The 12,692-nt window shown below is 51.5% G+C and carries 11 protein-coding genes; 2 read left to right on the top strand and 9 right to left on the bottom strand.

The genetic code is table 11. The features are described from left to right. Positions 1–130: 130 nt before the first annotated feature. Positions 131–1,303: an MFS transporter gene (locus tag METH5_RS0108430; protein ID WP_029148087.1), complete on the bottom strand. Its 1,173-nt coding sequence runs from the start codon at positions 1,301–1,303 to the stop codon at positions 131–133. A 57-nt stretch (positions 1,304–1,360) separates the two neighbouring features. Next, a complete protein-coding gene (gene aroC, locus METH5_RS0108425; protein ID WP_029148086.1) occupies positions 1,361–2,452 on the bottom strand; it encodes a chorismate synthase in 1,092 nt (363 codons plus the stop codon). Between the two features lie 121 nt (positions 2,453–2,573). Here aroC and corA point away from each other — a divergent pair, with 121 nt between their 5' ends. Then, positions 2,574–3,665: a magnesium/cobalt transporter CorA gene (corA, locus tag METH5_RS0108420; protein WP_029148085.1), complete on the top strand. Its 1,092-nt coding sequence runs from the start codon at positions 2,574–2,576 to the stop codon at positions 3,663–3,665. 2 nt (positions 3,666–3,667) lie between these two features. Here the strand turns inward: corA and METH5_RS0108415 are convergent, their stop codons facing one another. From METH5_RS0108415 to waaC, 5 genes are all read right to left on the bottom strand, one after another. Beyond that, the gene (locus METH5_RS0108415) at positions 3,668–4,459 is read right to left on the bottom strand and encodes a ParA family protein (protein ID WP_029148084.1); all 792 of its coding nucleotides are present in this window, start codon (positions 4,457–4,459) and stop codon (positions 3,668–3,670) included. Positions 4,460–4,929: 470 nt separating this feature from the next. Further along, complete coding sequence (dnaJ, locus tag METH5_RS0108405; protein WP_029148083.1) at positions 4,930–6,057, bottom strand: molecular chaperone DnaJ; 1,128 nt, start codon at positions 6,055–6,057, stop codon at positions 4,930–4,932. 116 nt (positions 6,058–6,173) lie between these two features. Continuing rightward, positions 6,174–8,093 carry a molecular chaperone DnaK gene (gene dnaK / locus METH5_RS0108400; RefSeq protein ID WP_029148082.1) on the bottom strand — a complete coding sequence of 640 codons (1,920 nt, stop codon included), beginning with the start codon at positions 8,091–8,093 and terminating at the stop codon, positions 6,174–6,176. A 113-nt stretch (positions 8,094–8,206) separates the two neighbouring features. Next, positions 8,207–8,740 (bottom strand): nucleotide exchange factor GrpE, encoded by a 534-nt coding sequence (gene grpE / locus METH5_RS0108395; protein ID WP_029148081.1) that lies wholly within the window; start codon positions 8,738–8,740, stop codon positions 8,207–8,209. Positions 8,741–8,872: 132 nt separating this feature from the next. Continuing rightward, positions 8,873–9,871 (bottom strand): lipopolysaccharide heptosyltransferase I, encoded by a 999-nt coding sequence (gene waaC, locus METH5_RS0108390; RefSeq protein WP_036307739.1) that lies wholly within the window; start codon positions 9,869–9,871, stop codon positions 8,873–8,875. Positions 9,872–9,874: 3 nt separating this feature from the next. On the opposite strand from waaC, the gene METH5_RS0108385 reads away from it, so the two are divergent. Then, positions 9,875–10,999: a glycosyltransferase family 4 protein gene (locus METH5_RS0108385; RefSeq protein WP_029148079.1), complete on the top strand. Its 1,125-nt coding sequence runs from the start codon at positions 9,875–9,877 to the stop codon at positions 10,997–10,999. 4 nt (positions 11,000–11,003) lie between these two features. Here METH5_RS0108385 and METH5_RS0108380 read toward each other — a convergent pair whose 3' ends face one another. Next, positions 11,004–12,047, bottom strand: a complete 1,044-nt coding sequence (locus tag METH5_RS0108380) for a rhomboid family intramembrane serine protease (protein WP_029148078.1) — start codon at positions 12,045–12,047, stop codon at positions 11,004–11,006. Next, positions 12,047–12,691, bottom strand: a complete 645-nt coding sequence (bioD, locus tag METH5_RS0108375; protein ID WP_029148077.1) for a dethiobiotin synthase — start codon at positions 12,689–12,691, stop codon at positions 12,047–12,049. Before bioD ends, METH5_RS0108380 begins: the two co-directional genes overlap by 1 nt. Position 12,692: the final 1 nt, after the last annotated feature.

Below are 12,692 nucleotides of genomic sequence, written 5' to 3'. Positions count from 1 at the left end.
CGAAACTAAAACTTTGAGAGTATTCACAATCACAGCGCCTATGCCCTGATTGAACGCGATAAACGAGTGAACTAATAAGCTTGTTATCCAAATAAAATAGCCCGCATGCGGGCTATTTTATTTGATCACATCAATGGCTAAACATGCCCTGGCGCGCGTATGGCTGCGATAAGCGCAAACCAGCGGCCACCACAATCGCACCCAATAACGGAAACAACGCCGCCAGCGTAAACGTTAACTGCCCGCCTAAATATTCCAACGCAAAGCCGCCCAACAAACCACCCAGCGCACCACCCACGCCATACGCCACGCTATTGTAAATGGCCTGCCCTTTGGCCTGATGACGGCCATTAAAGTAGTGCGTGACCACCTCGACCGAGGCAGCATGAAAACTGCCAAAGGTAAAAGCATGCATGGTTTGCGCCAACAACAACAGCCAGAGTTGGTCCGGCACCTGGCCCATCATGGTGAAGCGCACCACGCCTATGAGCAGGCTGGTCAACAAAATGGTTTTGAGTTTAAAGCGCGCCATGATCCACGGCATTTTGATAAAAATACCAATCTCGCAAATCACGCCCAGCGCCCACAACCAGCCTATCATGCCTTTGCTATAGCCATGCTCAGCCAGGTAGATGGAGTAAAAGTTATACATCAGGCCATGCGCTGTCACCATCATGGCGCAGCCTATCAACAGCGACAGCACCGCCGGTTGCTTTAAAATCTGCCATACCGAAAAATCATCATGCGCATGTGCTGGCACGTGGGCTTCTGGCAGTTTCCAGGTCAGGCCAAACAGCGTGCATTGCACCAGCAAAATAAACCAGAGCAAGCTACCAATGCCAAACCAGTCGGTTAAATATCCTAACAGCACCGAGGCCACAATAAACCCCCACGAGCCCCATAACCGGATTTTGCTGTAATGGCCATTGGTGCTTGCCAAATGTGCCAGCACCAATGATTCTGACAGCGGTAAGGTTGAGCTGGTAAACAAGCTGAGGGCAATCATCACCACAAACATGGTAGTGAAATCATGCGCCCAGAAAATGGCGATAAAGCCTAGCAAGCCCAAAAAAGCCGTGGTGCGTATCCAGCGCACCCGTTGCTTGGTATGGTCTGCCAGCCAGCCCCACAAATTAGGCGCAATAATGCGGCTGAGCTGAAACAGCGACATCAATATGCCAATATCTGCTGGGGAAAAAGATTCTGCGGTGAGATACAAGCCCCAGTAAGGGACAAATGCGCCGACAAAAAAGTAGTAGATGAAATAGAAGCGCGAGAGATTGAAGTGTAAGGCGTGACTCATGAAATACTCGCGCGTTGGTCAATATCGCCCAAGTGCAAACCTGGGCGATGATGGTGGTTACAGTGTTGGCACCCTGGAATGCACGTCCGCATTCTGGCCACGGTTGCGTAAGGCATGATCCATCAGCACCAGTGCCAGCATGGCTTCTACAATCGGCGTGGCGCGGATGCCCACACACGGATCGTGGCGGCCAGTGGTTTGCATCATCACCGCCTCACCCGCCTGATTGATGGAATGACGTTGTTGCGGGATGCTGGAGGTCGGCTTGAATGCGACATTAACGACAATATCCTGGCCGCTGGAAATACCGCCCAAAATGCCGCCGGCATGGTTGGTGGCAAAGCCTTGTGGCGTCAGTTCATCGCTGTGTACACTGCCGCGCTGCGCAATCGAATCAAATCCGGCACCGATTTCCACACCCTTCACGGCGTTGATGCCCATCATGGCATGTGCAATGTCGGCATCCAGGCGGTCAAATACCGGCTCACCCAAACCAACGGGCACTTTTTCTGCGACCACAGTAATCTGCGCGCCAACTGAGTCACGCTCACTGCGGACTTGGTCCATATAGGCTTCCAGCTGCGGCAGAATCTCAACATTGGGTGAAAAGAAGGCGTTACCTTCTTGTGACAACGCATCCCAGCTCACAAATGGCACTTTAATGTCGCCGATCTGGCTTAAGTAGCCGCGAATCTGCACGCCATATTGCTGCTTGAGCCATTTTTTGGCAATGGCACCCGCCGCCACACGCACGGCAGTTTCACGTGCACTGGAGCGACCACCGCCACGGTAATCGCGAATGCCATATTTTTGGGTGTAGGTATAATCCGCATGACCAGGGCGGAAGGTATCCATAATCTTGCTGTAGTCTTGCGAGCGCTGGTCTGTGTTGCGAATGAGCAAACCGATGGGCGTACCTGTGGTTTTGCCTTCAAATACACCAGACAAGATTTCCACTTCGTCAGCCTCTGCGCGCTGGGTCACATGGCGTGACGTGCCAGGCTTGCGGCGATCAAGGTCAATTTGCAAGTCAGCGGCGGTCAGCTCCAGGCCCGGTGGGCAACCATCCACAATGCCGCCAATGCCAGGGCCGTGTGACTCACCAAATGAGGTCAAGGTAAACAAGGTGCCGATGGTATTGCCAGACATGCGTTTTTTCCCACTCAATAATTTTGTTTATTTTAGCATAGACTGGCCAGCCACCTGTTCGCGGGTTGATTTCCGGCCAGTGAACGCTTATGCTGGAGCGGCATTTTTACCTGAGATGACAATGGCAAAACGTAAACATACGCACCGCAAGCACAGACTGCTGGGTGCTGATAATCCTGCACTGGAGGAAACCCCTGCAGGCCCGCCTTTGCCAGCGGCTTGTATCCATAAGATTTGCTACAACACGCAAGATATTCTGTCAGCCCAACTCACTATGCAGGAGATTGTGAACTGGCAACCACCCGCCGACCATGTGGCGTGGATTAATGTACATGGCGTGCTTGATATCCCATTGTTGCAAGCGGTTGCCCGCCGCTTCAAGCTGCACCCGCTGGTGCTGGATGATATTTTAAACACTGAGCAGCGGCCAAAACTCGACACCTACCCTGACTATCTGTTTCTGGAAACACGCTTGTTTTACTACGACACAGAAAGCATGAGCGTCAGCTCAGAGCAGATCAGCATGGCATTAGGGCGTGAGTGGCTACTTACTTTTCAGGAAAGGCCATCTGGCAGCTTTGAACCGGTGCGTGAACGCTTGCGCCAGGGCCAAGCCCTGCTGCGCCAAAGCGGCCCTGACTATTTATGCTATGCGCTGCTGGATAGTTTAATGGAGCGCTACTTTCAGGTATTGGAAGCGATTAATGACGATGCCGAGCAACTGGAAAACCACCTGCTAGACCGCCCCAGCCCTGAAGACTTACAGAATATTCACCGACTGAAGCACGTCACCATACAATTACGGCGCGCCGTGTGGCCACTGCGTGAAGTGCTTAATAGTCTGATTCGCAATGAGCACGGCTTTTTTAGCCCACAAACGCTACCTTATTTGCGCGACCTCTATGACCATACGGTGCATTTTACCGAGTCCCTGGAGGCGATCCGCGACACTTTAAGTGGCCTGATGGATATTTATATGACCAGCCTGAGCCAGCGGGTGAACCTTGAGGTGCGCGCACTGACGGTGGTCGCCATGCTGTTTATGCCTGCCACGCTGATTGCCGGTATTTTTGGCATGAATTTTAACGAGATGCCGTGGCTTAAAGACCCCAATGGTTTTTGGTGGGCAATCTTGATGATGTTATTGATTGCTGTGGCGATGCTGCTAGTGTTTTGGCGACGGCAATGGTTAAGTAGTCGCCGCGAGTCTTAGCATCAAGCGGCCAATCGCTCCAAGTGCGGCAATTGCTTGATGACATCCTGCAATTCAAAATACAAAGCCATGTAATCTTGTGCGGCAGCGCTCTCGGCATCATACTCAAACACATGTTGCCCCATGCGCGCACTCTCGGCCAAGGCCGTATGTTCATGGATTTTGCTGAGTAGCACCTCACTGCCAAACAGGCGGCGCATCTCTTGCTCTACTTCAACGGTCATGGCCTTGCGCTTATCGGCACGCGTCAGCAAATAGCGACGCTGTATTTTCCGTTTTAATACTGGCTGCAAAGCATTCAGCGCTTTATCCATTTTGACTGCAGAATGAATAGACAAATAGTCAGCCGAAACCGGCACCAGCACCAGGTCGCTGGCAAACACGGCACTCAGTGAAATCACACCCACACACGGGCAGCAATCCATCACAACTTCCAACCCTGGTTGCGTTGTCGCCAATGCAGCCAAGCCCTGCCCGAGCTTACTCAAGGTCACTGGGCCACGGCCAAACTGTGAATCCACTTTCATTAATTCAGAGTTAGCCGGGATCAATTGCAAGCCATTGCGCAAAGGCTGGCACAGCGCATCCAGCGGCGTCGCCTCCTGATAAAACTTGAACAAATGCTGTTTTACATCAAGGCCGGTATGCTTGTATATCTCAGTGAGCCTGGCTTGCGGATCCATATCCAGCAAGGCGACCTGGCGTTTTTTACGTTGGCTGGCAGCAGCCAGATTGAGTGCAGTGGTGGTAGACCCCACGCCTGCTTTTTGATTAAAAATAGCGATTTTCAACATGATAGTGTTTGCTCTGACACGGCGTTAAACATCAAAGGCTGCATACGATGCATGTCATCATAAACGATGTTGCCAGCGTAGACCACCCTGCTCGCGAGCGCGTCACTGGTCAAAAAGCACAGGTAGAAAAAAAGAAACCCGCTAATGCGGGTTAAAAGGGGGTTTGGATCAGGAGGAAATCAATGCTAGTCGTTGAAAATCAACTAAACCAGCCATCAAACAAAACATTTTGTGTTTCGTTTAAAGATGAGTCCAGTATAGGGAGGAGTTATTGCAGTAATTTGACCAAGCTGTAACTGAATTGTAAAAGACAAAATTCAATTGTTATTAAATTGTAACTTTAATAAAAACAACAACTTGCAGACACCGCTTAAGAAAAAGCGGTCAAAAAAGAAACGGTCAATAGTCTAGCAGAATTCTGCCAGCCAGACTATTGACCGAAATATATCTCAGGATGAATACAGTGTGAATTAACTGAAAAAATCGCGCGCTTTATCGACCCAGCTTTTGTTTTTGGGACTATGTTTGCCCGCATCGGCTTGGGTGCTGCTCTCAAACTCACGCAGCAAGTCTTTCTGTTTTTCGGTTAAACGCACCGGCGTTTCAACCACCACATGCACCATCAAGTCGCCTTGCTCGCTGGAGCGTAACGGTTTGATACCTTTGCCACGCAAGCGGAACACGCTACCAGTTTGCGTTTCGACCGGAATCTTCATCTTGGCTGCGCCATCGAGCGTGGGCACTTCAATTTCACCACCCAAAGCCGCGGTACTAAAGCTAATCGGCATTTCGCAATGCAGGTTTGCGCCTTCACGCTGAAAAATCGCGTGCTCTTTAAGATGCACCACCACGTATAAATCACCGGTTGGGCCGCCATTTACGCCCGCTTCGCCTTCACCGCTCAAACGGATACGATCACCTTCGTCGACACCGGCCGGAATTTTAACGTTTAAGGTTTTGTTTTGCTTAACGCGACCGCCACCATGACAGGTCGGGCAAGGTTCTTTCACCATTTTGCCGGTGCCATGACATTTAGGGCACGTTTGCTGCACAGAGAAAAAGCCCTGTTGCATGCGCACCTGGCCATGGCCATTACAGGTAGAACAAGTGACTGGTGAGGTGCCAGGGCGCGCGCCAGAGCCATGACAGGTTTCGCAACTGGTTTGCACCGGAATGCGAATCTTGGTCTCTGTACCCTTGGCAGCATCTTCAAGTGAGATTTCCAGGTTGTAGCGTAAGTCAGCGCCGCGATAAACATTGGAGCGCTGATTACGGGCACCGCCGAAAATATCACCAAAAATATCGCCAAATGCGTCACTGAAATTGCCGGAATTAAACCCGCCAAAACCACCACCGCCCATGCTTTGGTCAACCCCGGCATGGCCATATTGGTCATAGGCCGCGCGTTTCTGATCATCGCTCAGAATCTCATAGGCCTCTTTGGCTTCTTTAAAGCTTTCTTCGGCCTTTGGGTTATCCGGGTTACGGTCAGGGTGAAATTTCATCGCCAGCTTTTTAAAGGCTTTTTTAATTTCATCTTCACCAGCGTCGCGGTTTACACCTAACACTTCGTAATAATCTTTTTTTGCAGCTGCCATAGTTTTTCCGTTTAACGCGCTTGCGCCATAAAGACAAACACACTCGCGATTAGCGTAGTGTGTTTGCCGACATCATTGAAAAAGGGCGAGCATGCAAATGCCCGCCGCTTTCAAGCTTAGTCTTTTTTCACTTCTTCAAACTCGGCATCCACCACATCGCCTTCAACCGTTTTTTCGGCTTCAGGCGCTGCGCTCTCAGTATTGGCCTGCGCCTGTTGGTCAGCGTAGACTTTTTCACCCAGTTTTTGTGAAGCTTCCATCAAGGCATTGGTTTTAGCTTCAATCACCTCTTTGTCATCGCTATCTTTAGCCACGGCTTCCAGCTCTTTGATTGCGTCTTCGATCTTGGATTTTTCGTCGGCTTCAATCTTGTCGCCATATTCAGCCAGCGATTTTTTCACGCTGTGCAACACGCTGTCAGCCTGGTTACGGGCATCAACCAGTTCACGCAGTTTTTTGTCTTCGTCAGCATATTTAGCCGCATCTTCTTCCATGCGCTGAATCTCTTCTTCAGACAAACCAGAGTTGGCTTTAATAGTGATTTTGTTCTCTTTACCGGTGGCTTTGTCTTTAGCAGACACGTGCAAAATACCGTTGGCATCAATATCAAAAGTCACTTCAATTTGTGGCATGCCACGTGGTGACGGTGGAATGTCACTCAGGTTAAACTGGCCCAGGCTCTTATTACCAGAAGCCATTTCACGCTCACCTTGCAAGACATGAATGGTCACGGCATTCTGGTTGTCTTCTGCGGTTGAAAACACTTGCGAAGCTTTGGTAGGGATCGTGGTGTTTTTCTTGATCAGCTTGGTCATCACACTGCCCAAGGTCTCGATACCGAGTGACAATGGAGAAACGTCCAGCAACAATACATCTTTCACGTCGCCTTTCAATACGCCTCCCTGAATCGCAGCACCAACCGCTACCGCTTCGTCCGGGTTCACGTCTTTACGTGGCTCTTTGCCAAAAATCTCTTTCACTTTCTCTTGCACTTTTGGCATACGGCTTTGACCACCCACCAAAATCACGTCAGAGATATCCGCAGGTGATACACCAGCATCTTTCAACGCTGTTTTACATGGGTTGATAGTGCGCTCAATCAACTCTTCCACCAATGATTCCAGCTTGGCACGGGTGATTTTCACCACCAAGTGTTTTGGACCACTGGCATCTGCCGTGATGTAAGGCAGGTTCACTTCGGTTTGCTGTGCGCCAGACAATTCGATTTTGGCTTTTTCAGCGGCTTCTTTCAGACGCTGTTTTGCCAGCAAGTCATTGCGCAGGTCCAGGCCGTTTTCTTTTTTAAACTCATCGGCTAAAAAGTCGATAATGCGGTTATCGAAGTCTTCACCACCCAGGAACGTGTCACCGTTGGTGGACAACACTTCAAACTGATGTTCGCCGTCGATTTCAGTAATTTCAATGATCGAAATATCAAACGTACCACCACCCAAGTCATACACCGCAATCTTGCGGTCGCCTTCTTGCTTGTCCATCCCAAACGCCAGTGCGGCGGCTGTTGGTTCGTTAATAATACGTTTTACTTCCAGGCCGGCAATCCGGCCTGCATCTTTGGTTGCCTGGCGCTGGCTGTCGTTAAAGTACGCAGGCACCGTAATCACGGCTTCAGTCACTTCTTCGCCCAGGTAGTCCTCGGCGGTTTTTTTCATTTTGCGCAATACTTCAGCAGAAATTTGTGGTGGCGCTTGTTTGTTGCCACGCACTTCTACCCAGGCATCACCGTTGTCGGCTTTAGCAATGGTGTAAGGCATCAGGTCGATGTCTTTTTGCACTTCTTTTTCGTCAAAACGACGGCCAATCAAACGTTTGACCGCAAACAAGGTGTTTTTAGGGTTGGTCACCGCTTGACGTTTCGCTGGTGCACCGACCAGAATTTCGCCATCTTCCTGATAGGCAATGATAGAAGGCGTGGTACGTGCGCCTTCAGCATTCTCAATCACGCGCGGCTTGCCGCCTTCCATCACGGCGACGCAGGAGTTGGTTGTCCCCAAGTCGATACCGATAATTTTTGCCATATGAATAAGTTCCTTAAATTCGTTAATCTTTATTTACTGATGCAGTGAACATTGGGGTGCCGTGAAAGATTTCAAGCCCCTGTTCATTAAATGGTTTTTACTGCCTGGCCGTTTTACCTGGCCTGAATCACAGTCACCAATGCCGGACGCAATACACGCTCATTCAGGCTGTAGCCTTTTTGCAGTACGCTCAAAACGGTATTTGGTTCACCTTCGGCAGGCACCATGCTGATCGCCTGATGTTTGTTCGGGTCAAACTTTTCACCCAGCGGATTAATTTCAGCAATATTAAACTTTTCAAACACGCTTAACAGTTGCTTGGCGGTGAGTTCTACGCCATTTTTATAACTGGCGACTTCGTCGCTTTCTACGGCCAAGGCGGCATCCAGGCTATCTTTGACGGCCAATAGCTCGCCACTGAACTTTTCCAGCGCAAACTTGCGGGCTTTATCAATATCATCAGACGCACGGCGACGGATATTTTCGCCTTCGGCTTTCACATACAGCACTTGTGCTTTGGCTTCTTCAAGCGCAGCTTCCAGTTCACTAATACGCACTTGGCTAGCATCCGCTGGGTTGGTGTGCACATCCTCATTCACTGCGGATTCGTTTGCGGCCACCTCGGAAGGTGTGATTGGTTCTTGCATGGGGTTCCCCTTCTCATTCAATACTGTTCTACTTGAGAGGTTTCAATGAAACATTTTTCTCTCAATATCTTTTCAATGTTGGGGATGCCCCTACTGATTTCAAGGGTAAAGCATACAATTGTGGAGGATTTTTTAACGGCTGGCAGAAACAGAATCAAGCATGGCAGAGACCGCTGCAACCACCGCAGCGACGGTTGGCAATTGCCCCTTGCCACCCAAATTTACCGCAGGTGCCACCCGCCCGCCCGCCACACCAGTAAACGCCGGTTCGGTATCGGTATAAATCGCCACCACCGGCACATTCAATGCCGCCACCAGGTGAGAGAGGCCTGTATCCACGCCCACCGCAAAACGTGCTTGTGGCATTTGGCTAGCCAGTTGCTGTAGTGACAGCTTAGGCAACACAACCGCCTGCGGCACCTGGGCCGCGATTCTTTCGGCACGCGCATGTTCACTGGCGCTGGCCCATGGCAACCACATGTGCACCCCTTGCGCAGCATACTGCTGGCCGAGCATGACCCAATATGATTCTGGCCACAACTTACTATCGCGGCTGGTGGCATGCAGCGCCAAAAAGGCGGGTATTTGCAAAGGATGGTTCAAAGCGGACAAGCCATAGGCTGGCGGATCTTGTGGCACGGCATAGCCTAGCGCCAACGCCGCCAGCGTGCGCATGCGTATCACTGCATGCTGGCGGTAATTAATGGCATAGTGATGCCGGTAAAGCCGACTGGCTAGAGGTTCGCGGATAGAGTGTTGATCATAACCATAGCGCGGGCCATGGGCCCACGTTGCCATGACCGCGCTCTTTAGCAGGCCTTGCAAATCCAGCACCACATCATACGGCTGGGCAGCCACAGCCTGCTTGACTGCCGCAATCTCGCGCCAGGTTTGGCACCGCCACCATTGCTTGCGCCAGCGACGCACCGCCACCGTAAATACCTGCTGCACCCGTGGATGCAGGCGTGGAATATCGGCAAAACTTTCTTCTACCAGCCAGTCAATGTGTGCATCAGGAAAATGTTGCAAGATATCCTCAACGACAGGCAAGGCGTGAATGACATCGCCCATAGAGGTGGTTTTGACGATCAGGATGCGTTTCATGGCCGCTATTTTCGCATACAATGCCATCGCATGAAGTTTGCGTTTCTGATATTCAAATACTTTCCTTATGGTGGCGTTCAGCGCGATATGCTGCGCATTGCCCGCGACTGCGTCGCCCTCGGGCACGAAGTCACTATTTTCACTGGCGAATGGCGCGGCGATTTGCCACAAGGCATCACGGTCCATCTGTTTAAAGCCAAGGGCTGGCTCAATCACCACAGGCACCAATCGCTGATCAGGCAAATGCAACAAGCCGTGCAACAACAAGGCTTTGACCGCGTGGTTGGTTTTAATCGCATGCCAGGGCTGGATGTCTATTTTGCTGCTGACCCTTGCTACGCCGAGCGTATGCATCATGAGCGCTGGTATAAAAAACTGTCCGGCCGCTATCGTTTTTTCTCAGCAATGGAACACGCCGTGTTTGGCAAAGAGGCCGCGACGCAGATACTACTGCTCAACCAACATGACCAGGCAACCTTTCAACGCTGGTATGGCACCGAAGATACGCGTTTTCACCTGATTCCGCCCAATATTCCGCTACAGCGTTTTAGCCAGTTGGCTGCGCAAGACGCCCGCACTTATGTGCGCAACACCTTTAACCTGCCAAACGATGCAATTGTGTTGCTCACGGTGGGCTCAGCCTTTATGCGTAAAGGGGTAGACCGGGCGATTGATGCCTTGAGCAGCTTGCCAGAAAACCTCAGGCAACGCTGTTGGCTGTTGGCTGTTGGCGAATTCGAGTCCAGCAGCAATATGCAGGCTTACGCTGAGCAACGCGGTGTGGCCGAGCGCTGCATTGAGGCAGGCGGCCGCCCGGATATTCCAGCACTGATGTTAGGCGGTGATTTACTGCTACACGCCGCGCGCTCTGAGCTCGCTGGCATCGTGCTGATTGAAGCGATGACGGCTGGCCTGCCGCTGCTGGTGAGCGGTGTGTGTGGTTACGCGGGGTATGTGGCTGCGGCGCAAGCTGGCCAAGTATTAGCAGAGCCATTTAATCAGGCGGCCATGAACCAAGCCCTGGTCGAGATGTTGACCCAATTACCGACACAGCCTTGGTCAGACAATGCCAAGGCTTTTGTGCAGCAGATGGCAGCATCGCAACTTGCGCACCCCGAAGCCAATATCATTGCGTCGCCCGCCGCAGGCACCTAGTATATTAAGGTTTCCCCGGCATAAACGGCACGTTACGCAATTTGTCTGCCGCCGCTTTGCTCGCTTCACTGCGCTTTAACGCATACGCTTTGGCTTGCTCCAGCAAGGCGGCAGATGGCAGGTTAGGGTCTTCTGGCAACGCTGACAAAGTTTCAAAACTCTGCTCATACGGCGTAGCAACCTGTGCATCAATCTGGGCGGCCATGTCATCAAAGCTCACGCTGCCTTCACGGCCTTCCAGCATAATCTGCTGCCATTTTTTTTGCGCTTGCTGATCGACCTGATTAAGCTTTTGCACTTGTTTTTGTATGGCAACCTCTTGCTGCCAGCGATATTTAGGCGTTGGCAAATGGGTCACTAATACAAACAGCGCCACAACCCAGGCAAGCCCTGCCAGCCACTGCGTCAGCGTTAATTGTTGACTGGGCACGATGGTGGTTGGTAACAAAAGTGCAGCCATCACGATGCCAGTGACAAAACCACCGATATGGGCCGAGTTATCAATGCCGGGAATAATGTAGCCCATGACAATCGTCAGGGCAGAAAACAGTAACGCGCCCCAAAATAACCAGCGGAACTCCTGTGTCTGCATCTGGTGCCTGGCAAACCAGACATACACCAGCAGTGCGCCATAAATACCAAAAATGGCGCCAGAGGCCCCGCCAGACACCGCATCATTGCCTTGTATGACAAGAGATAACAGGTTGCCGCCTACGCCGCTAATCAGGTAAATAACTAGAAAACGCACTGCGCCAAACATGCGTTCGACCAGTTTGCCACCGTCCCACAACGCCAGCATATTCATGCCCAGGTGCAAGGCGCCAAAATGCAGAAACATGGCGCTCGCCAAGCGCCACCATTGGCCATCAGCGGTGGCCGGGGCAAAATTAGCGCCCCAGGTCAGTTGCACGGTATTGGGTGAATGCCAGAAACCGGCACCACCAAACAGCATGACGACAAACACCAGCACATTCAATAGGATCAGCAGTCGCGTCATCGGTGGCACCGGTGCGCGCAACTCAATGCGGGTAAGGAGTGGCGGCGGCATTAGCTAAGTGACTCCTGAAAAGGGACTTCTAATAAGGGCGGCTGTTGCAAACGCTCAATCAGGCTCTGCAAGTTTTCCTGTGGCAATGACATCTGTGGGTCTATGCTGTTGGCGACCCAGCCACAAAAATCAATGCCACGCTGTTTAAGTAACTGCACGGTGAGCAAGGCATGATTAATACACCCTAGCCGCATGCCAACCACCACCAGCGCAGGCAAGTTGAGGGCCTGAATTAAATCGGCGATGGTTTGGCTACCACTGAGCGGCACTAGCAAGCCGCCCGCGCCTTCTACAATCACCACATCGGCCATGGCCGTCAATTGCGTATAGGCGGTTTGAATCACTTTAAAGTCGATCTCGACACCTGCCTGGGCGGCCGCAATATGTGGCGCGATAGCTGGTGCAAAACAATAAGGGTTAATCAGCTCGGGCGGCGCACTCACATTGGAGGCCGCGGTTAATTGCAACACGTCATCGTTTTGCCAGCGACCATCTACCCACGCACAGCCAGACGCGACCGGTTTCATACCAATGACGGTGAGGCCTTGCGCGACCAGTTGCTGTATCAAGCGCACACTGACCGTCGTTTTGCCGACGCTGGTATCGGTCCCGGTCACAAAAAAATGACGTGGCAATGCGCGCATG

It is taken from the genome of Methylophilus sp. 5 (assembly GCF_000515275.1).
GTDB lineage: Bacteria > Pseudomonadota > Gammaproteobacteria > Burkholderiales > Methylophilaceae > Methylophilus.
Note: the sequence above shows the minus strand (reverse complement) of the source record. Positions and strands in the feature narration are given on the sequence as shown.